Source organism: Microcoleus sp. AT8-B5, from assembly GCF_036705565.1.
Classification (GTDB): Bacteria; Cyanobacteriota; Cyanobacteriia; order Cyanobacteriales; family Microcoleaceae; genus Microcoleus.
Map to the genome: position 1 here is coordinate 74,328 of NZ_JAUBUY010000005.1, position 20,742 is coordinate 95,069.

General features: G+C 48.0%; 15 protein-coding genes. 3 read left to right on the top strand and 12 right to left on the bottom strand.

The features are described 5' to 3' along the window. Nucleotides 1-31: 31 nt before the first annotated feature. Nucleotides 32-3,121: a tetratricopeptide repeat protein gene (locus tag QUB39_RS05410; protein WP_333208259.1), complete on the bottom strand. Its 3,090-nt coding sequence runs from the start codon at nucleotides 3,119-3,121 to the stop codon at nucleotides 32-34. Between the two features lie 105 nt (nucleotides 3,122-3,226). Between QUB39_RS05410 and QUB39_RS05415 the strand changes: the two genes are divergently transcribed. Beyond that, nucleotides 3,227-3,364 (top strand): hypothetical protein, encoded by a 138-nt coding sequence (locus tag QUB39_RS05415; protein ID WP_333208258.1) that lies wholly within the window; start codon nucleotides 3,227-3,229, stop codon nucleotides 3,362-3,364. A gap of 169 nt (nucleotides 3,365-3,533) precedes the next feature. Here QUB39_RS05415 and QUB39_RS05420 read toward each other — a convergent pair whose 3' ends face one another. The 3 genes from QUB39_RS05420 to QUB39_RS05430 form a co-directional block, all read right to left on the bottom strand. Further along, nucleotides 3,534-5,255: a S8 family serine peptidase gene (locus QUB39_RS05420; protein WP_333208257.1), complete on the bottom strand. Its 1,722-nt coding sequence runs from the start codon at nucleotides 5,253-5,255 to the stop codon at nucleotides 3,534-3,536. Nucleotides 5,256-5,298: 43 nt separating this feature from the next. Then, a complete protein-coding gene (locus tag QUB39_RS05425; protein ID WP_333485025.1) occupies nucleotides 5,299-5,460 on the bottom strand; it encodes a hypothetical protein in 162 nt (53 codons plus the stop codon). A 269-nt stretch (nucleotides 5,461-5,729) separates the two neighbouring features. Next, on the bottom strand, nucleotides 5,730-6,203 hold the full coding sequence (locus QUB39_RS05430; protein WP_333208256.1) for a hypothetical protein: 474 nt from the start codon (nucleotides 6,201-6,203) through the stop codon (nucleotides 5,730-5,732). 55 nt (nucleotides 6,204-6,258) lie between these two features. Between QUB39_RS05430 and QUB39_RS05435 the strand changes: the two genes are divergently transcribed. Continuing rightward, complete coding sequence (locus QUB39_RS05435) at nucleotides 6,259-6,471, top strand: hypothetical protein (protein WP_333208255.1); 213 nt, start codon at nucleotides 6,259-6,261, stop codon at nucleotides 6,469-6,471. Nucleotides 6,472-6,842: 371 nt separating this feature from the next. On the opposite strand, the gene QUB39_RS05440 is transcribed toward QUB39_RS05435, so the two are convergent. From QUB39_RS05440 to QUB39_RS05455, 4 genes are all read right to left on the bottom strand, one after another. Next, nucleotides 6,843-9,662 (bottom strand): tetratricopeptide repeat protein, encoded by a 2,820-nt coding sequence (locus QUB39_RS05440; protein WP_333208254.1) that lies wholly within the window; start codon nucleotides 9,660-9,662, stop codon nucleotides 6,843-6,845. A 35-nt stretch (nucleotides 9,663-9,697) separates the two neighbouring features. Next, the gene (locus QUB39_RS05445) at nucleotides 9,698-10,567 is read right to left on the bottom strand and encodes a DUF928 domain-containing protein (protein ID WP_333054781.1); all 870 of its coding nucleotides are present in this window, start codon (nucleotides 10,565-10,567) and stop codon (nucleotides 9,698-9,700) included. Nucleotides 10,568-11,056: 489 nt separating this feature from the next. Continuing rightward, nucleotides 11,057-13,012: a CHASE2 domain-containing protein gene (locus QUB39_RS05450; protein ID WP_333208253.1), complete on the bottom strand. Its 1,956-nt coding sequence runs from the start codon at nucleotides 13,010-13,012 to the stop codon at nucleotides 11,057-11,059. A gap of 71 nt (nucleotides 13,013-13,083) precedes the next feature. Next, entirely contained in the window at nucleotides 13,084-13,755 is a 672-nt protein-coding gene (locus QUB39_RS05455; protein WP_333054779.1) for a response regulator transcription factor, read from the bottom strand. Between the two features lie 364 nt (nucleotides 13,756-14,119). On the opposite strand from QUB39_RS05455, the gene QUB39_RS05460 reads away from it, so the two are divergent. Continuing rightward, nucleotides 14,120-14,938 carry a class I SAM-dependent methyltransferase gene (locus QUB39_RS05460; RefSeq protein ID WP_333054778.1) on the top strand — a complete coding sequence of 273 codons (819 nt, stop codon included), beginning with the start codon at nucleotides 14,120-14,122 and terminating at the stop codon, nucleotides 14,936-14,938. A gap of 601 nt (nucleotides 14,939-15,539) precedes the next feature. Here QUB39_RS05460 and QUB39_RS05465 read toward each other — a convergent pair. From QUB39_RS05465 to QUB39_RS05480, 4 genes are all read right to left on the bottom strand, one after another. Continuing rightward, on the bottom strand, nucleotides 15,540-16,139 hold the full coding sequence (locus QUB39_RS05465) for a Uma2 family endonuclease (protein WP_333208252.1): 600 nt from the start codon (nucleotides 16,137-16,139) through the stop codon (nucleotides 15,540-15,542). A 117-nt stretch (nucleotides 16,140-16,256) separates the two neighbouring features. Next, complete coding sequence (locus QUB39_RS05470) at nucleotides 16,257-16,856, bottom strand: Uma2 family endonuclease (RefSeq protein ID WP_333208251.1); 600 nt, start codon at nucleotides 16,854-16,856, stop codon at nucleotides 16,257-16,259. Between the two features lie 79 nt (nucleotides 16,857-16,935). Continuing rightward, complete coding sequence (locus QUB39_RS05475; RefSeq protein ID WP_333208250.1) at nucleotides 16,936-19,149, bottom strand: phosphoketolase; 2,214 nt, start codon at nucleotides 19,147-19,149, stop codon at nucleotides 16,936-16,938. A gap of 328 nt (nucleotides 19,150-19,477) precedes the next feature. After that, on the bottom strand, nucleotides 19,478-20,701 hold the full coding sequence (locus QUB39_RS05480; protein WP_333208249.1) for a COP23 domain-containing protein: 1,224 nt from the start codon (nucleotides 20,699-20,701) through the stop codon (nucleotides 19,478-19,480). Nucleotides 20,702-20,742 lie beyond the last annotated feature (41 nt).

The window sequence follows — 20,742 nt, forward strand, 5'->3', positions numbered from 1 at the left end:
GTACTCTGTAATCTGCTTGTCGCGATCGTCCTTACTCTGCCTCCCCAATCAAAGTAAATGCCGCCCAATTTCGCGGCTGGGGATGAGTTTTCATCGTAGTTAACATTGCTTGCCGAAGTGCCTGTGCTTTGTCGGGATTATTTTGCAAGTTTTGGTAAAACGACTGCATCAATTCCGATGTCGGCGCATCAGGAACCGCCCATAAAGAAACAATCACACTCGGCACTCCGGCCGAAATCAAAGCGCGCGACAAGCCAATCACCCCATCCCCGGTAATTCTGCCTTCTCCAGTGTTGCAGGCACTCAAAACGACTAAGCTTGCTTGCAGTTTCATGTCGAAAATCTCTTCTGCGGTCAATAAGCCGTCATCGCTACCAGAAGGAGCCATAGCGATCGCACTTCCCAATCCGCGCACATCATCCAGCAATCCATGCGTTGCTAAGTGAATAATCGATGCTTGAGGCATTTTTTGGACGATCTGGGCTTTTGTCCCTTGTGCGCCTAAGATCGCTTGAGTATTGAGCAGAGGCGCGATCGCTCTAGCTTCAGCTTCGGCCCCAGGTAGAGGAGACAATTGCTGTTTGGGTTCTCCGGGAGACAAAGATACCTGTGGCATCGTGGGATTACCGAGCACCAGAGCATTTCCGCGACCGTTGGCTGGCTGATTGCCTAACTTCTGTCGTTGTTGTCGAGTCAAATCCAATACTTGAATCGAAGGGGCGGTGAGAATCGTGTGTTTTTCGATTAAGTAAGTGCCGGTGGCATCTTGGAGGGCGGGAAAGGGTACCTGGAACAGGGAACCTTGGGGAATGAAAATTACATGGGCGTTGGGGTCTTTGGGCAGAAGCGTTTGAATTGGATCGATCAGCAGTTGATGCAGTGTCGGTAAGTCGGGTTGGGGTTGGGTGGAACCCAGACTGCTGCGACTGCGGACGGCGAGGAATTCTTGATTGCCAATAATTAAGCTGGCTAGAGAGGCATTGTGTTGCTGCCACAGAGGTTTGAGGTCTACTTCGCGAAACGCGATTTCGCCCGTCGGTTGAATCACCCAAATGTAGAGCGCGGATTCTCGCCCTACTTGTTTGCCCTGACTCTGGAAGCCCTCGTAGATGATGGAATACTGCACCAAAGTGGCATTCTGTGCTTTGGCGATTTTGCGGATTTGCTCCTGGTTCGGAGAAGAGGCGATAACCGGATTGGTAGAACCTGAAGATAAGCGTTCTGTCAGGAGATCCACAAAGGCACGAGCACGTCCCCGTTCGGCAATTTCTAAAGCGGCGATCGGGTTATTCTGAGCCACTCGGACTTCTTGTAAAGTCCGATAGGTATTAGCTTGTCCTTCAAAAATGGAGACTTTATTCGCATCGTTGGAGCCGAGCATTTGACGCATTGATTCCCAAACTTGAATCCCATTGACGAGCATTTTTTCAGCTTCTGTTGGGTTGCCAGCTCTCAAGAACGCCACTCCGAGGTTGTTGAGCGCCAAACCCTCCGTCCGGCGGCTTTGAATTTCGCGAGCGATGGCTAACTGTTGCTGTGAATAGTCAATGGCTTTGGCCGGGTTGCCCAGATAGAGGTAAGTGACTCCCAAATTGCCCAGTGACGCAGCCTCTCCAGAGCGGTCTTGAATTTCGCGGGCGATAGCTAACCACTGCTGTGAATACTCAATGGTTTTGGCATAGTCGCCCAGAGAGTGGTAAGCGGCTCCCAAATAGCCTAGTGCCCGACCCTCCCCATCACGGTCTTTAATGGAGCGGGCGATGGCTAAACTCTGCTGTGCATGCTCAATGGCTTTGGCATAGTCGCCCAGATCGATGTAAGCGAATCCCAAATTGCCCAGTGCCGCACCCTCCCCTTGGCGGTCTTTAATGGAGCGGGCGATGGCTAACTGTTGCTGTGAATACTCGATGGCTTTGGCCGAGTTGCCCAGAAAGCGGTAAGCCAGTCCCAAATTGTTCAGTGCTACACCCTCTTGGTGGCGGTCTTTAATGGAGCGGGCGATGGCTAACTGTTGCTGTGAATACTCAATGGCTTTGGCATAGTTGCTCAGAAAGCGGTAAGCGTCTCCCAAAATGCCTAGTGACGCACCCTCCCACTTACGGTCTTTAAGGTCGCGGGCGATGGCTAACCACTGCTGTGAATACTCGATGGCTTTGGCATAGTTGCCCAGATAGAGATAAGCGACTCCCAAAATGCCTAGTGTCCGACCCTCCCCCTCACGGTCTTTAAGGTCGCGGGCGATGGCTAACCACTGCTGTGAATACTCGATGGCTTTGGCATAGTTCCTCAGTGAGAAGTAAGCGACTCCCAAATTGCCTAGTGCCACATTTTCACTGTGGCGGTCTTTAATGGAGCGGGCGATAGCTAAATGTTGCTGTGAAGACTCAATGGCTTTGGCATAATTGCCCAGAGAGCTGTAAGCCTCTCCCAAATTGCCCAGTGCCACCTTTTCACTGTGGTGGTCTTTAATGGAGCGGGCGATGGCTAACTGTTGCTGTGTATATTCAATGGCTTTGGTATGGTCGCCCAGCTTGAGGTAAGCAACTCCCAAATTGCCCAGTGCTGCACCCTCCCTCTGACGGTCTTTAATTTCGCGGGTGATGGGTAAACTCTGCTGTAAATACTCAATGGCTTTGGCATAGTTGCCCAGATAAAGGTAAGCACGTCCCAAATTGCCCAGTGCCCAACCTTCAGTTTTGCGATCTTTAATTTCGCGGGCGATGGCTAAACTTTGCTGTGAATATTCAATGGTTTTGGCATAATTGCCCAGAGACTGGTAAGCACGTCCCAAATCGGCCAGTGCCAAACCTTCTGTTTGGCGGTCTTTAATTTCGCGGGTGATGGCTAAATGTTGCTGTGCATATTCAATGGCTTTGGCATAGTTGCCCAGAGATTGGTGAGCCATTCCCAGATTGCCCAGTGCCCAACCCTCTCCTTGGCGGTTTTTGAGGGCGCGATAAATTGGCAGTGCCTGTTGCCAGAAATTCAGCGCTGCTTGGAATTGCCCAGTCTGATATTGTTGGGTGCCCTGCTGCAAGAGCCGATCGGCCTCTACTTGACGAGCATCCGTAGTTTGAGCGATCGCTGGGGAAAGAGAGTCAGGAGTATTTAATAGGGACATAGTGGTAAGCAGGAACAGGGAAATGGAAGCTAGGAAAACATTAGTGAGCCTAGAGTGCGTTGATTTGAGTCGCTTAAATGGGGAATACAGCATAGGATTCTAGAGTTGGAATTTAGAGAATTAGCCCGATCGCTCTTTCTGCAGTCGTCGTGCGATCGCCTCAATCTGCCACAGGCGATCGACCTTCCTAGAAGTTTACTCTGCCTCCCCAATCTCGCCGCCGGGATGAGGACTCAAATCTGAATTAGACGACAATTTTAGCGATCGGGCGATCGGTTTGAATCAAACCATTATCCACTGGCATAGTCAAATCCAACCTCAAAACCTGGCGTGTTTGGAGCGTTCATATCCAGAGCCGTCTGCTAAATATGCTCTATTAATGTCCGCTGGACTTAAGTGAGGATTTGCAATGCTATCCTGTTAACCCATTTCTATTAGCTGTTGTCGTCAAAATGTGCTCAACTTGAGCCGGAGTTAAAGTCGGATTGGCACTCAAAACTAAAGCCGCTACACCCGCTACCTGTGGCGTTGCAAAAGACGTACCAGTTCTGAGTTCATAATCCTCATCAGGAGTAGTAGAAACTATCTCTACTCCCGGAGCAACTAAGTAATCTAAAGGTCTGGAACCCGCCCGGTTAGAGCTATCAGCCATGCGGCCTCTTACATCAATGCTGCCCACTGCAATTCCCAAGCTATCGGCATTACGAGCTGGATAAGCTGGTTGGATGTCACCCGTATTTCCGGCTGCTATCACCACAACAGAGCCTTTGTTATTTGCATACTGAATTGCGTTATTTACTACGTTGGAAGGGACAAACTCATTTCCCAAGCTGAGGTTAATTACATTGGCTCCATTATCAGCAGCATAGCGGATTCCAGCAGCAATATTATTCACCGAGCCCCTACCAAAGGCGGGCAACACTCTGACAGGCATAATCTTAGCATTGGGCGCAACTCCTGTGATGCCAAAATCATTTCGTTCCGCCGCGATCGCACCTGCTATGTGAGTCCCGTGACCGTTGAAACTCATATCCATTGGGTTGTTGTCGCTTCCCACAAAATCCCAACCCCGAATATCATCAATATATCCGTTGCCATCGTCATCAATGCCGTTTCCAGCAATTTCACCAGGGTTCCGCCAAATATTGTCATCCAAGTCAGGATGGGTGTAGTCAACACCACTATCCACAACAGCTACAACAATCCCATTTCCTGTAATGTTCTGATTCCAAACTTCCGGTGCATTTATGACATCTAGCGCCCAATTATTCCCGCCCAAATTGGGGAGAGCAGGGAAAGGATTTGAACTGTTCAAGGTGCTGGAAACTGCTGCATTTGCATTCACCAAACCGTAGCCGTAATTACTATTAAAAGGGCCGCTAGGTGTGGGAATATTTAGTTCAGGAATAGAGGTGGCAGAAAGATTCAGGTTGTAATTAGTAGAGTTGCTTAAGAAGCTATAAACTTGGACATAGTATGTCCCTGCCTCCAGATTGGATACATTAATGACATCGGGGACAGTGCCACTCTCAAGAGAGTAGTCAATAATTTCCCCTAAATCAACTCTACCGTTGCCGTTTCTATCTTGAATTAACCGTACATCAGCATCCGCTCTCAAACCGTCTAGACGCAGGCTAAAATTGCTCCTAGTGTTGAGTTCGAATCGGTAGAAATCGTCCCGATCGCCTAGGCCCACAAAATCAGTTAAACTGATGCTACCATTCTGAACGCCAACAACATTACGAGCTGTCAAAAGAGTGTTACCTGGATCGGCGAAATTCAACTGGGAAGCAGAAATCATTCCTGTTAGCGGATCTGCGTTTGCGATCGCCGATTCTGACTGCGGTTTGAGTTGAGCATCGGCGACATCGCCAGTAACTCGATCGCTCGCAGGGAAACTGAAGCCTTCGCCTGCATTAGCTACAATAAAATCTGCTATCTGTGTCTGTTGGTCGAAGCTGGATGCTGTGGGATTAGTCAAGCTAGATTCAGCACTATAACCAGGAATATTCAATGGATCGATCGCTGAGTTGAGCAAGTCGCTGTTAGCCGGAAATGTTGATGGGGCGAGATCCTTTGGCTGTTGATTGAAATAAAGGCGATCGTTAGGATTGGTTGTGGTGATGTCTAACATAATTTTAAAACCCCGATATTTTGATTCATTCTTGAGTTAAATCTTAAGCCGCCCAGATGGGAAAATCATTCGTTCTACCCACAGACTTGATTAAGTATGAGTGCAAAATAGATTGCGGGAAAGTGCAAAGTATGTGAATATGTAGAGTAGATGGTTCACTTCCATCAGTTTTGAGATTGAGACGCGATCGCGAATAAAGATTCATTCCACAGTCCTTAGCGGGAATTAATTCCCTGTCTCATAGTGCAAGTCCTCTCAAAGAGGACTGAAGAAGATAACTCATTAGTCCTATTTCAGATATAAATGAATTCAACTATCAAATAGAAAGATCGATCTTCCTGAAAGCGAGCTAACAGTTCCGGTATGCGATCGGGCATATCTTCATCTTCCGCAAGATACAGCATATTCCAGGTTTGTGAAGTACACCTCAGAAACCGGGTTTCTTTACAGTTCTAGCCTTTAAACTGATTCTGTTCAAGAAACCCGGTTTCTCTGTACTACACATATATGGAATATGCTGTAAGTATCGCTAAACTCGGTACTTACCAAATGTTCGGTAATTCGGTAACACATTCGCAGTTTGCTGTCCAGCATCGGATCTGGCGGTACGGGGGGTTGACTTTTTTGTACAGATTCCGACTGCACGCTTTGCTGTGCCACTCTAATCGCGGACTCCCACAAATTTTTGTTGCGGACTCTTTCGTCCGGGTCGATAATTCCTGCATCTTTCAATACCTCTGTCAGCAATTTCCACAAATGATAAGCAACGTATCGCGCTAAGTAGCATATTTCATAGTTCCGCGCGATCGCATAATTATTCTTGATTTCTTGGTATGTCAAACCATCTAACACTCCTTGAATAATTGCTCGCTGTAAGCCGTTCAATGGTTCGCCTCTCTTTTTCTGTACCAGGTTATCTAGAATGTTTGTAGCTGATTCTGCATTCATAAAGTTACGCAGTAAGTTGACAGTTGACAGTTGACTTAAATTTTAAGCAACCCAGATGGGAAAATCATTCGTTCTACCCACAGACTTGATTAAGTATGAGGTGCAAAATAGATTGCGGGAAAGTGCAAAGTATGTGAATATGCAGAGTAGATGGTTCACTGCCATCGGTTTTGAGATTGAAGCGCGATCGCGAATAAAGATTCATTCCACAGTCCGCCAGGGAATGAATTCCCTGTCTCATAGTGCAAGTCCTCTCAAAGAGGACTGAAGAATATAACTCATCAGTCATCTTTCAGACAGGATTTACGCACTCAGACCAAAGAAACCGGGTTTTTTACCGAATCTGCGGGTCACAACGCGTCTTCTCGAAAAAACCCGGTTTCTGGGCCCCATGCGTAAGTCCTAGAGATATAAATGTCGCTTTTAGGCGAAGTCTAGACCCCCCTAAATACCCCTGGTTGTTGGGGAGTAGGGGTTGACTTTGAATGTTCTTGTTCCCCCTTCTTAGGTCGGGGAACTTTGACAACTTCTTGTCCCCCCCTTCTTAAGGGGGGCTAGGGGGGATCGGGATTTAATAGTTAAACAGCAGTCCCCGATCGCGATAAAAATATCGATATCCAATCCACTATTAATAAAAACTTACTCTGCCTCCCCAATTAAAGTAAATGCCGCCCAATTTCGCGGCTGGGGATGAGTTTTCATTGTGGCTAACATTGCTTGCCGCAAGGCCTGTGCTTTGTCGGGATTATTTTGCAAATTTTGATAAAACGACTGCATCAATTCCGATGTCGGCGCATCAGGAACCGCCCATAAAGAAACAATCACACTCGGCACTCCTGCCGAAATCAAAGCGCGCGACAAACCAATTACTCCATCCCCGGTAATTCTGCCGAATCCAGTGTTGCAAGCACTCAAAACGACTAAGCTTGCTTGCAGTTTCATGTCGAAAATCTCTTCTGCGGTCAATAAGCCGTCATCGCTACCAGAAGGAGCCATAGCGATCGCACTTCCCAATCCATTTACATCATCGAGCAATCCATGCGTTGCTAAGTGAATAATCGATGCTTGGGGCATTTTTTGGACGATCGCAGCTTTTGTCCCTTGTGCGCCTGTGATGGCTTGAGTATTGAGCAGAGGCGCGATCGCGATCGCTTCAGCTTCGGCTCCAGGTAGAGGAGACAATTGCTGTTTGGGCTCTCCGGGAGACAAAGATACCTGTGGCATCGTGGGATTACCGAGCACCAGAGCATTTCCGCGACCGTTGGCTGGCTGATTGCCTAACTTCTGTCGTTGTTGTCGGGTTAAATCCAATACTTGAATCGAGGGGGCGGTGAGAATGGTGTGTTTTTCGATTAAGTAAGTACCGTTGGCATCTTGCAGGGCGGGAAAAGGCACCTGGAACAGGGAACCTTGGGGAATGAAGATGACGTGGGCATTGGGATCTTTTGGGAGGAGGCTGGCAATGGGCTCGATTAGCAGTTGATGCAGCGTCGGTAAGTTGGGTTGGGGTTGGGCAGAACCAAAACTGCTGCGACTGCGGACAGCGAGAAATTCTTGATTGCCAATAATTAAGCTGGCTAGAGAGGCGTTGTGTTTTTGCCACAGGGGTTGGAGGTCAACTTCGCGGAACGTGATTTCGCCCGTCGGTTGAATCACCCAAATGTAAATCGCGGATTCACGCCCTAGTTGTTTGCCCTCAATCTGGAAGGTGTCGTAGATGATGGAATACTGCACCAAAGTGGCGTTCTGTGCTTTCGCGATTTGGCGGATTTGATCCTGGTTGGGAGCAGTGGCGATGACCGAATTGGCATCACCAGTTGATAAGCGTTGTGTCAGTAGATCGACAAAGGCACGGGCACGTCCCCGTTCGGCAATTTCTAAAGCGGCGATCGGGTTATTCTGAGCCACCCGAACTTTTTCTAACATCCTATAAGTGCTAGCTTGTCCTTCAAAGATGGAGACTTTATTCGCATCGTTGGAGCCTAGCATTTGACGCATCGATTCCCAAACTTGAATGGCATTGACGAGCATTTTTTCAGCTTCTGTTGGGTTGCCAGCTTTTAAGAACGTCGCTCCAAGGTTGTCGAGCGCCGTACCTTCTCCAAGGCGGTCTTTAAGGTCGCGGGCGATGGCTAAGCGCTGCCGTGTATACTCAATGGCTTGGGGATAGTTGCCTAGAGAGCGGTAAGCAAATCCTAAATTGCCCAGTGCCCTACCCTCTCCAAGGCGGTCTTTAGTTTCGCGGGCGATGGCTAAGCACTGCTGTGCATACTTGAGGGCTTGGGCATAGTTGCCCAGAGAGCGGTAAGCGATTCCCAAATTGCCCATTGCTGCACCTTCCCCTCGGCGGTCTTTAATGGAGCGGGCGATGGCTAAACTCTGCTCCATATACTCGATGGCTGTGACATAGTTGCCCAGAGAGAGGTAAGCGGCTCCCAAATTGCCCAGTGCAGCACCTTCCCCTTGGCGGTCTTTAATGGAGCGGGCGATAGCTAAATGTTGCTGTGTATACTCAATGGCTTGGGGATAGTTGCCCAGAGAGCTGTAAGCGATTCCCAAATTCCTCAGTGCAGCACCTTCTCCAAGGCGGTCTTTAAGGTCGCGGGCGATGGCTAACCACTGCTGTGAATACTCAATTGCTTTAGCATAGTTGCCCAGAAAGCGGTAAGCAACTCCCAAATTGCCCAGTGCTGAACCTTCCCCGTAGCGGTCTTTAATGGAGCGGGCGATAGCTAAAGTCTGCTGTGAATACTCAATGGCTTTGGCATAGTTGCCCAGAGAGAGGTAAGCTGCTCCCAAATTGCCCAGTGCCCTACCTTCCCCGTAGCGGTGTTTAATTTCACGGGCGATGGCTAACCACTGCTGCAAATACTCAATGGCTTTGGCATAGTCGCCCAGATAGTGGTAAGAGGTTCCCAAAATACGCAGTGCATTACCCTCCCTTTGGCGGTCTTTAAGGTCGCGGGCGATGGCTAACCACTGCTGTGAATACTCAATGGCTTTGGCCGAGTTGTTCAGAGAGTGGTAAGCGAGTCCCAAATTGCCCAGTGCATTCGCTTCCCCAAGACGGTCTTTAAGTTCGCGGGAGATCGCTAAATTCTGCTCCATATACTCGATGGCTTTGGCATTGTTGCCCAGAAAGCGGTAAGCGACTCCCAAATTGCCCAGTGCTGCACTTTCCCCGTAGCGGTTTTTGATGGCGCGATAAATTTGCAGTGCCTGCTGGAACGAATTCAACGCTGCTGGGAATTGGCTAGTCTCAAGCTGTTGAATTCCTTGCTCCACAAGCCGATCGGCATCTGCATCACGAGCATCCGTAGTTTGAGCACTAGCCGGAAGTGGTGAGTGCATAGGAATATAAAAAGCAACAGACAAAACGCAAAAAGCTAGGGGAAACAGAAAGCCCGATCGCACTTTAAGATCGCTGGATTTAAGCAGTTTTAGCGAGAAAGATTTCATAGGATTTAGTCTGTGGATTGCGAGGGTTAGCGCCGTCATTGTCGCTGTTGTTCGATCGCCCTAATTTGTCGCAATCGATCGCTCCAATCTTTCAAAGGTTCGGCTTCCGAACTAGCAAGAGAATCTAGCAATTCCAGCACAGCCGCTTGGTTTTGAGAAGTCTCAGAGGCTTTCCGCGCTTCCGCGATCGCGTCATACCACAGCCCAGACTCCGCATACAGGTCGATCCGCTGTTGGGGAGTTTGCGCCGCTGCAAGTTGAGTCTGCAACGATGCAGCAGGCGCAACGACTTGGATTTCTGCCGCCGCCACGACATTCCTCGAAGGAACATTCGGATCGCACACCAACACCACTTGCCACTGATAGGATTGCCCGATCGACAGTTGGGGCCCATTTGAAGGCAAAGCAACGGACATTATTCCCGGCTGACTCTGGATCTCGGTTCTGTAAAGCAGTTGTCCCGATCGAGCAAACAGCCTCAATTGCAACGGACGAGAAGTGCGATCGGGTACAAACCAGGTAAAAGTCGGATGCCCAGAAATCGTCTGTCCCACATGGCTAAACGGCACTAAGGCAGTCAATCTCGCCGATGAATTAGCTTCGCAACTGCCCCCGCGAGTGGTATTCGTCCCCGTTTCTTTCGGTTTAGAAGGGTTTTCAGGAGGAGTGTATTGTGCCAGCGCTACAGGAGCGATCCAGAACGAAACACTCAGCATTAAACTCGCAAGGCCCGCAGAGTAAACGGTTCGACGCTTCAACTCGTGAGTCATCATCGCAATCCCCTCTGTAACTATTTCTACAGTAATCAACAATACACAAACACAATAGAGGACTACCCGCAAGCGTCCTTTGCGGGAAGGTGCAAAGATATTGGTGTCAGCAAGCCGTAGGGGCGGGTTCGCCAAGGGCCTTAAAGCTTGCAGACCGGTTAAATAAACCCGCCCTGCCCCATGAAAAATCCCCTTGCTGACATTGGTACAAGATGTCAGTTAGATATGACATCTTGCAGCACGATCGATTTGGGGGTTATTCGGAGTCGGGCGGGTTTATTTAACCTAGGATCGCGAATTAAATAACTTACAATTTTAATTGTTATTGTGGGATGGGCTCTTATAGCCCGTCCACTCATGACGGGCTATAAGAGCCCATCCCACTTTCAAGAGTGGAAGTTATTTAATTCTCATTCCCTATTTGCTACGTTTTTGACTGTTGGCGAACCCGTTCCTTGTATCTTAAAAGAGGTAGATTGCGATTTACTGTTGGGTGGGGGCGGGTTTATTTAGATTGTGGGTACTTGTTAGATATTGTTGGTGAACCCGCCCCTACGGCTAATTGAGAATGCTGCAATATCTCATCTCAATTAGCTCGGATTTGACAAGGGTGAACCCAACCAATTACCAGAACCACCGCCGTTTTGCTGACCAGGTTAACTCGCACACTGTCCCCTTCGGTTGATTCGGGTAGCGCCGAAATGCTCCGCCTAACTGTTTGGCTAAGTTCTTTGCAAGCTGGGTTCCTAATCCTGAAGGTTGAAGTTTAGGGTTTGGATCTTCGGTTATCTCCCTGTCTCGATCCATTTGGGCCAAGCTAAGCGTTTCTGACTGAGACGGTTTTCCCCTACCATTATCCGCCACCCGAATCACCTGCCGATCGCCCTCCTGAGTGCAAATTACGGTCAAGCGAGTGGCTTCGATCGCGTGTTTCCCCACATTGCAGAGCGCTTCTTCCAGAAAGCGGCAGAGTGCTCGCTTGTGTTCCAACCGCAGATGCGAGGTGTTCAAAGGATCGAACTGCACAATTTTGAATTTGAGCGTTTTGAGGTAAGGCAGTTCTTGTTCTAACGTGTTGCAATAGACTTTGTAGAGCAATTCATGCAGTGGAGCCTGCAGGGCTAATTCGATCGCACTTCCCATTCGCAAATGCGGTTCATCGGCGATCGCTTCTCGCTGCACTGAGCCGTAAACTGCCCGCAATTCTTGATTCAAGCGTTGCAACTCCGGTAGAAACGGCGGCGGCGGATCTTGCTCCCCAACTGTTCTCAAAATCACCACTAATGTTTGTAAAGGCCCGCTATGAATCGCATTAAAAGTTTGTTCGATCGCAAATTGACGTTCCTCCAAGCGCAGTCGGAGTTCCTGTTCGTGGCGATAAAATAACGCTGCCGTCAACCCAACCCCATTCAACACGAGTACGAGCAATACAGGTACGATTGGCACCCACCATCCCAAAAGAATGAACCAGTAACAGAGCGCGATCGGGGTAATACTAGCGATTAAGAGCCCGATCACAATTTTCCAGGGCGATCGCAGAAATTGTCCCAAACTCATCCCCAAGAGTCCCCAGACCGCAATCCAGAGCGTTTCCCAGCCCTCCCCCCAAACCTGAAGCAACGGTCGCCGATCGAGCACCGCGCTAATCATCTGGCTGGTTTCGTGGGCCTGCATTTCGACTCCGTAAATCCGTCCGGGATTGATACCTGCGATCGCACCTGAACTTGCCAAATCCTTCGCGCTAAAAGACATCATCCCAATCAGCACAATTTTGCCTCGAATCCAATCCGGGTTGACCTGTCCCGATTTGATTTGCGAGAGAGAAAGCAGGCGAAACGGCATTGTCCCGCTGCGAACATTCAGCAAAATTTGGTTCCCGCCTGCATCCGCCCCCACATATCCGCCAGAGTTTGACTGCACTCTGGTCAATTCAATGCTGCCAAAGCGCTTCGCCTCCCGATCGCGAATTCCATTACCTAACTTAATTCCTCGGGTTGCTAAATAGAGTTGTGCCAGCCGGATTGCGAAGGAAAAACGGTATTCCTGTCGATCGTTGTTAGTGCCCAATAAACTGCGACGCTGGTAGCCATCCGCATCGAGTACGAAATCTGCAAAGCCAACCTGTTCGGGTGGTAGCGCGGGCGGAGGTGCGACGGTAAAGCCACTGCGATCGGGCAGTGCAATCTCCACTCCGATCGTATTCTTGCTGCTGCGAAACACCGATGTCAGTTCAGCATTACCCGGTTCAACCGGAATATCGCGGACAATATCCAGCCCGATCGCGATCGGTTGATAGACCTGCAAGCGTTTGAGTAAATCGGCAATGTCGCGATCAGGAATCGGATAAGTTCTAGCGCGTTGAATATCCTCCTCAGTGATGCCGACAATTACAATCCGTTCATCCATTGGCTCAGGAGGACGCAGCCGCAGAAATCGATCGAACGCAACCAACTCCCAAAACTGAAGCGCACCGCTCAATCTAGCCATCATCACAGCGACAATCACCATCAACCCTGGAAGCGAGCCGCGCCGCCAAGTCGAGATATCTGCTTTCACTGCTTGTTCTCGATCGGGCTTCAATAATAGACATCTCCAATAATTCTTGTGGAACAGGCATCTTGCCTGTTCTGGACTTGGTATTCGGTCGAGGCCTAATCAATCAATCCTTGTTCCCTAGCTCGCACTTCCGTTTGAATCCGCAGATTTTTGTCATTTTCGGTATGCACATCTAGCACATCTCGAATCTTACTCCAGTAACACTGCACAGTGCGTTCAGAAACATTCATCCGTTTGGCGATCGCAGTATCCTGCAAGCTCTCGTGAAAAGCAAATTGCAACACCTGCATCCAGGCGGGTTTGAGTTGGAGCCCATTGCGGATCTCTCTGGGTGTAGAAATCCGCTCGTGCAGCGCCCAATCAACCATTGCTAGCAAGTCTTTGATCGGGTGGCTCTTATCGACAACTGTGAAGCCGCCCATGTGATTGTCGATCGACGGTTTCAGCCAAACTAAAGTCCGAACATGGGCACTCTGCACCACAATATTCAGACTCGGATACTTATCCATCAACGTTTTGAGAAGTTGAAGCCCTGAATTCGCTTGCGCCGTTTCGCCGATCGTCTCTGGCATCACCAGATCCACAATCACCAAATCCGGGGTTCTCTGCGCTATTTGCTCAAGGGCAGCCTGAGCCGTCGAAGCCGTCAGAATCTCTGCCTCTGGATATTCTTGCTTCAGAATGTTAAGCGTGCCACCTAACACCATCGCATGGTCATCCACAACTAAAAAGGTTCGTTTTTCAGATTGAGCTAGAGTTTTGGGCATAGTGCATAAAATAAAAATAGTAAGGGATGCGGGAAAATCAGCATCTTGAGTTTAGGTAATCCGTCATCTTCTTACAATAGAGGAATTACCGGGTTTCCGTCCTGCATCTGTCCGCCAAATGTAGTTGTGGATGTCGGCAACGAGAATTGCGCTTTAGCGCAATTCTGATGATTGTGTTGCAAAATCCGCACTTCCTCGTCCTGTATTCATCTCTCTCTTCTCGAACTCTGCGTTCTGGAGCGTCCTCTGTGGTTAAATCATTCCCATGCCACCGGAAACGATCTTACGCACAGATAACTCGATCGGAGATTTGATTATATTTCTATTATAATCCTGGTATCCTAGTAAGAATAAGGATAATTTCATGCCAGCAGAAGGTTCGTATCAAGCAAACACGTACAATCTGGAAATTGACGCAGAAATTCAACGGTTAAAAGCTCAAGTTCTCCTCAGTTGGGAAAAGGAAGCGCGCAATTTAAAGTGGTTCGGTTTAGCCGACGGGATGAATGTTTTAGAAGCAGGTAGCGGGCCTGGATTTTTCACCGAAAAACTGTTAGAATTGCTGCCAAACAGTTCGGTAACAGCGGTAGAAATTGACCCGGTACTGCACGAAAAAGCAGTAGCATATTTGCAGGATAAAGGGGGCGATCGAGTAAATCGCATCCAAGCATCGGTTGCGGATACTGGTTTGGCGGCTAACACTTTCGATTTTGCGATCGCCCGTTTGCTGTTCGTTCACCTCCCAGAGCCCGTCGCAGCAGCTAAAGAAATATTCCGCATCTTGAAGCCTGGGGGAAAACTGGTGATTATTGATAGCGACGCGGATCTGTTTTGGCTGACAAATCCACCGTTGTCAGTCGAGATTGTCAGGGAGAAATTCAAGCAGGTAATCGCATCGCGGGGCGGCAATTTATGCGTCGGGCGAAATCTGTGCCGCATTCTCCAAGAAGCTGGGTTTGTTAGCGTTGATTTAGAAGCCGTTGTCAGCCACAGCGATATAATAGGAATTGAAGCGTTCCAACCTTTACTTGACTCCGGGCCCATTTTGCAAATGGTCAAACAAGGGTTGATTTCAGAGTCGGAAATAGAAAGCTATCTGGTTTCGCGGGATGAGTTTGTAGCTGCGGGCGATCGATCTATGATGAGTTTTTGGTTGATGGCTTGCGGGGAAAAAACTCAATAAAATTAAGACACATATTTCACACAATATTAATGTCCCGTCGCAGCACAATCTCTAGCACTCTCGCTACATTCCCAGCTAACAAATCAAATCCGCGCTTCAGCGTCGGGCGTAAAATCGAGTCAATAGTCAACAATCACAGACGGTGCCACTATAATTTATCTAATTCATCTGCGTTAAGCTGTTCTCCATTTAAATTGTGTGTCAAAAATCACTCAAATTATTGTGGGATGGGCACGCGAACCCGTCCCGAATATGCAATTTAAACGCGCAAAAGTTTAATCTGTGTTTATCTGCCCTCATCTGCGGTGAAAAAAAGAGAAATTTTTAACCGCAGATGACAATGGATTGACGCAGATTCACGCAGATTAAGAGAAGAGAGATAGGAATAATTCCGATTCTAAAAGATTTAATATCAAAGTTATAAATTTTCATATTTCTGAGCTTAGTAACTTTACACATACCAGTCTAACAAATCCTTGGAGCCGATCGCGCAAAGGTTTTTTGTGAGAGCCAATGGTTGACTGTCACATTTTAGCTTAACCAATCAAGTCGTTAGGGAAGCTCTCGTAGACGATCGCACTTTTTACCAACTCCTCAGCATTCAACCCACTTGCCGAATTCCATTAAGAAACTCTGTCCTAGCCTCAATCCTTGAAGGCATTAAAACGCAGCGTACCAGCAATTCTAAATCCAATTCCGGCAGCAACTCACTTCTTGAAACTTGCTCATAATTATCATCCCGCAACCCATACACAGCCAACTGATTATTTTCCCAAAACCAGACTTCCGGAATGCGAAGTCGCAGATACTTAGCGAGTTTATTTGTGCTACCGCTAGTAATCGTTACTTCCACGGCTAAATCGGGATGCTCTTTTCTTGAACCTATATAATAAGACTCGTCTGGTTCAAAGGATACATCTCTTGCCCGGTCTCTGCGAGTTGCGCTTCCTACAGGAATATATTCAATTCCCCTTTCACAAAAGTAGAGTTGTAGCAAAAAATTAAGAAGACAACTGATTGTCTCATGTGCTTCACCCAGTGTCATAAACTCGATCCACCCATCAAGATAAGTTATCCGCAAACCAGAAGAATCTGCCATTAAAGATTCGAGCGCCTCAAATTGCTCCCAAGTATAATAACCAGGGAGAACCAATCGCTGTTCCGCAAGCGTAACTATTTCTTCTAAAACTTTTGCTGTCATGATTGTATAGTTGGAAGTTAGGAAAAAGTAGAAATTCTCCCGGCTAAAAACTGGGAGATTCTCGCATTATAACTTAACCAATCAGGTCGATCGCACTTTTTACCAACTCCTCAGCATTCAACCCACTTGCCGAATTCCATTAATAAACTCTGTCCTTGCCTCAATTATTGAAGGCATTAAAACGCAGCGTACCAACAATGCTAAATCCAACTCCGGCAAAAACTCACTTCTTGAAACTTGCTCGTAATCATCCTCGCGCAGCCGATAGACAGCAAGCAGATTATTTTCCCAAAACCAAACTTCAGCAATGCGAAGTCGCAGATATTTAGCTAATTTATTTGTGCTACCGCTAGTAATCGTTACTTCCACGGCTAAATCGGGATGCTCTTTTCTTGAACCTATATAATAAGACTCGTCTGGTTCAAATGATACATCTCTTGCCCGGTCTCTGCGAGTTGCACTCCCTACAGGAAAGAATTCAATTCCGAGTTCAAAAAAGTATGCTTCCAGTAATATAGCGATCGCTTTTTTAAAGCTTTCATGTTCTTCGCCCACTGTCATAAACTCGATCCACCCATCAAGATAAGTTATCCGCAAACCCGGAGAGTCGGCCATCAAAGATTCGAGCTCCTCAAATTGCTCCCAACTATAGTAACCAGGGAGAATCAATCGCTGTTCTGCAAGCGTACCTATTTCTTCTAAAATTTTTGCTGTCATAGGTATCACCATCCTATTTTAAATATTACTAGCCCCTACCCAGTACAAACCAGGCAGGGGCATTCACTCACATTCTAACTTAATGAACTAGCTCGATCGCCCTTTTAGTCAACGCCTCAGCAGTCAACCCATTAAACGCCATCAACTGACCAGCACTAGCAGTAGTTTCCCCCCGCTTCCAAGCGAAAGTATCCCGCTGGCAATTGCTGCGGAGCATCACAGGTTCCAACATCCCAGAAGCACCGCCTGTCACGCCAATCAAGGCATCTCCGCCAAACAATTCGGCAAATTTCTCATCGCTCAAAAAGCCGCCGTCAGCTTCCGAACAAGTATCCCAAGCAACATCGCTAGCACGATACAAACGCCGGGGATTCACAACAGAAACAATTCGCACTCCAATCCCTTCTGTTTCCAAAAATGCCGCAGCTTCAAACACTGGCATTAACGTCATGTCGCCGACAACTGCAAACACAACTGTCTTATCTCCTGCTATTTCGTGCAGCACTATTCCACCGTCTTGCAAACCTTGGCGAGTCTGTTCAAGAGTAGTGCGAATTGGCAGCGGCGACTTGCTTGCAGTAATCACAACTCCCTTATTTTTAGCAGTCAAAGCCCACTCATAACAAGCTTGAATGCTGTTAGCATCCGGTGGAAACAAAGGAAACACATTTCCGTTCCGCATCATCGCCGCAAAATAAGCCTCAATTTCCGGCCGCTGGTGCGTCCAACCATTGCGGCCTTGTTCCAATGCACCCGCTGTAAATAAAGTGACAGTTGCCGGAGTTGGACGGCGCAATTCTGCCATTGCTTGGGTTACAGTTTGCCAAATTGGTAAACCGTTGATGGCAAAAGATTCGTAGGAACACCACAAACTCCGCGCTCCAAATAGCGATAAACCTACCGCTAAACCAGCGCAAGCATCTTCGCTCAAAGGTTCGTAAACTTGACCGTTGGGCGATTGATTGTACAGGTCATCTGTCGTTGGGTGAATAATCTTTAGAGCTTGGTTGATATTGGCAATTGCCGATGCTTCGTTGCCGTCAGCATTAGTCACAAGAAAAGTCCGATCGCACTCGCCGACTTTCCCTACCAAACGTCCCATTGCTGTTGTCGAAATCTTCGGTTCTCCCCCAACGGCAAATTCTTCTAAAGGCAATTCGCCTAAATCTGCCAGCGGCAATGTAAACTCAGTCACAACTGTTTTCGCCGCCGGCCCGCCGCCCGCACGCTCGCAATTTGTCCGCACCAATTGCCAAGCAGCAGCAGTTAAAGCGCGCTCTTTTAAAGCACTGACAATGTGCGGAGCATCCAGCGTATCTTTCGGATAAAGGTTGTGAGATTTTGCTCCGCGCGCGTGGACGCCGGCACCTTTCAACTGTTTGATAATAAACGCAGTTAATTTGCCGCCGAGAGCAGATTTTGCCGCTTTGTCTACTCCTTGTAAAACAGCTTTGGTAAATGCCATCCGCTGTTCGAGCGAAAAAGCAGTGCTGTCCACATAATCTTCCGGTTGATTTTTATCGTCAAATTCCTTAGCATCAACTAAGATAACTTCTTCAAAACCGTTGCCTTGCCAATAAGCAATCATTTCAGCATTAGTTTTAGTCGAAACCATGCTGTGATGTTCCTGAGAATATCCGTTCCAAACCAACACAGGCAAAAAGTTAGTAACACTCGGATAAGCAGTGTGGAAATGCGCCATACTGCTCATCGGATAGGGTTCGCCCATGCCGCCGTCGCCCATTGTGAAAGCAAACAGTTTTTCGCGGTGCAAAAGCGCTCCCGCCATTGCGAAATGCTGCCCTTGTCCGAGGGGGCCGGCCGGTGCTAAAAGGCCGGGAATGAAACCGGAAAGATGTCCTAACAAACCGTCTTTTTCTCGGAATTTATCGCGTACTTGCTGCACGTTAACAATTCCCATATCCTCCAAAGATCGATCGAGAAACATGGCGCTGTAAAAGCCGGGGGCGTGATGGCCGACTTCGGTGACAATGTTTTTGTGTCCGAGCATCACCAAAGCGGCATAGGCCTCAGCTTGGCTAGCAAAACCCCCCGGATGTCCCGATGCCTTGCTAGCGGTGACTTGTAGCGTCAGGTAGCGCAGGGCGTCTGCTCCCAGCATCGTTTGAAAGACGGCGACGGGATCGGCAGAATCGGCGATCGACTTGCTCCCCTCGGCGATCGCAGGTGTTTTCCCATAAGTATCAAAACCAGGGACTGTTTCAGAAAAATATTGAATGCCTTCGCAAAAAGCGGGCGTTGTTGACGTTGCCTGCGGGGTAGTTGCTGTCATGCTTGATACCGGAAAAATTTGAATTGGATTAATATAATAGTAATTTTATAGCTTCCGTGTTCCAAAAAATCATGAGTTCTATTAAGCTGTTGCGGCCTTTAAATTGTCTGTCAAAAAACAATCAAAGTCTTGTGGGGAGTAGGGCCCTAGCGTCCCGCCCGCCTCGAATATGCAATTTAAATGCGCGACAGCTTATGTCAGTGATAAATAAGTAAAATCTCTCAAATTTTCAGCTAATAAGTAGTTGTTTGAGAACCCGGAGTTTTTTAATAAATCCGGGTTCTGTGTTTACCCATTACTAATCCCTCTCAAATCTCAAATCGCCAATCTAAAATTGTTCCAGCCGTTCCCGCACATCGATATACAGCACAGTACCACTTTCAGAAAGAGAAGGCACAGCTTTTTGATTCCGCAGCCAAACAAAAAAACTGCTAAGTGCAGGAGTCGGATCTTGATCGCGGCGCAGCGTGTAGATCAAACCTTCGCAAGGCCCATTAACGCGGCTACTCGTGCAAATCGCTTTCTGGTTATTTACTATACCCACCGTCACATAATTTAGCTGTTTATTTCGGTTATAATTCTCAAGGCGCTGAGTCACTTGTTGGCAGCGAGTTAAAGGATCGTAGCCAGAACTAGAAAAGAAATTAGAATTCCAGCGAATCCAAGGCTCCCTGAACCCTTGCGGATTTTGATACACAGTCACCGGCTCGCCCGTGGAGGTATCGCATACAAATCCTCCATAACTCCGATTCGGCTGGTTTTGATCCGAGGCGCTGCTGAGAGAAAGATTGCTGAGAATGTCCCAGCCGTTACGCTTGTTTTGTGAAAGCAATGCCATAAAAGCATCGATCGGGATTGCCGCATTTAACCCCGTTTTTATCTCCTCAATCTGACCGTTCCACTGACTTCTAATTGTGCCAACAGTATCCCCCTGACCGTGAATTCCTATTACCCTGCCATCAGCATTAAATACAGGCCCGCCGCTCATCCCGCGCCTGGTTACAGCTTGGTAGCGCAGACGATACCCTGATGAGGCGCTGCCCAAGCGAGAAGAGATGATACCAGTAGTAAACTCAAGTTTTCGTTCAACTCCCGAAATTGGCAGCGGATAGCCAGAAACGTAAATAGCAGAACCAACAACAGCACGTTCTGACTCGCCCATTGGTGCTACTGGATACTGTTCTCGGCTCTGAAACTGGATCAAAGCCAAGTCTATATCCGTGTCATTTTTCGGTAGGCGCTGTATTCTAATCGCAGCATAATCCTTCTCTAAATGAGTGCGAATGCTGTATTTTTGAGCGAGGCTTGCCACTACATGATTAGCTGTCAAAACAGTGTAAATATTACCCTGTTTGGCAATAATTACTCCCGAACCACTAGCAAAAAAACCCAGCGTATTGTTGACTTCCACAGTTGTCAAGGTCGCTAGCTGGGCAATTTCTTCTGCTGTTTTGGCACAGGCAGCATATTGTTGACTGACAAGGGCCGTCACTGTTAATGCACCTGTCAAGATGATTGTCAGCGCGTCAAACCGCAAACTCCACACATTCATCGATAACTCCCTAGATGAAACGAGGCGAACTGCCAATATAT

Coding starts and splice junctions, on each gene's coding strand:
- QUB39_RS05410 (WP_333208259.1), bottom strand. CDS start 3,121: ATGTCCCTATTAAATACTCCTGACTCTCTTTCCCCAGCGATCGCTCAA.
- QUB39_RS05420 (WP_333208257.1), bottom strand. CDS start 5,255: ATGTTAGACATCACCACAACCAATCCTAACGATCGCCTTTATTTCAAT.
- QUB39_RS05425 (WP_333485025.1), bottom strand. CDS start 5,460: ATGAATCTTTATTCGCGATCGCGTCTCAATCTCAAAACTGATGGAAGT.
- QUB39_RS05430 (WP_333208256.1), bottom strand. CDS start 6,203: ATGAATGCAGAATCAGCTACAAACATTCTAGATAACCTGGTACAGAAA.
- QUB39_RS05435 (WP_333208255.1), top strand. CDS start 6,259: ATGGGAAAATCATTCGTTCTACCCACAGACTTGATTAAGTATGAGGTG.
- QUB39_RS05440 (WP_333208254.1), bottom strand. CDS start 9,662: ATGAAATCTTTCTCGCTAAAACTGCTTAAATCCAGCGATCTTAAAGTG.
- QUB39_RS05455 (WP_333054779.1), bottom strand. CDS start 13,755: ATGCCCAAAACTCTAGCTCAATCTGAAAAACGAACCTTTTTAGTTGTG.
- QUB39_RS05460 (WP_333054778.1), top strand. CDS start 14,120: ATGCCAGCAGAAGGTTCGTATCAAGCAAACACGTACAATCTGGAAATT.
- QUB39_RS05465 (WP_333208252.1), bottom strand. CDS start 16,139: ATGACAGCAAAAGTTTTAGAAGAAATAGTTACGCTTGCGGAACAGCGA.
- QUB39_RS05470 (WP_333208251.1), bottom strand. CDS start 16,856: ATGACAGCAAAAATTTTAGAAGAAATAGGTACGCTTGCAGAACAGCGA.
- QUB39_RS05475 (WP_333208250.1), bottom strand. CDS start 19,149: ATGACAGCAACTACCCCGCAGGCAACGTCAACAACGCCCGCTTTTTGC.
- QUB39_RS05480 (WP_333208249.1), bottom strand. CDS start 20,701: ATGAATGTGTGGAGTTTGCGGTTTGACGCGCTGACAATCATCTTGACA.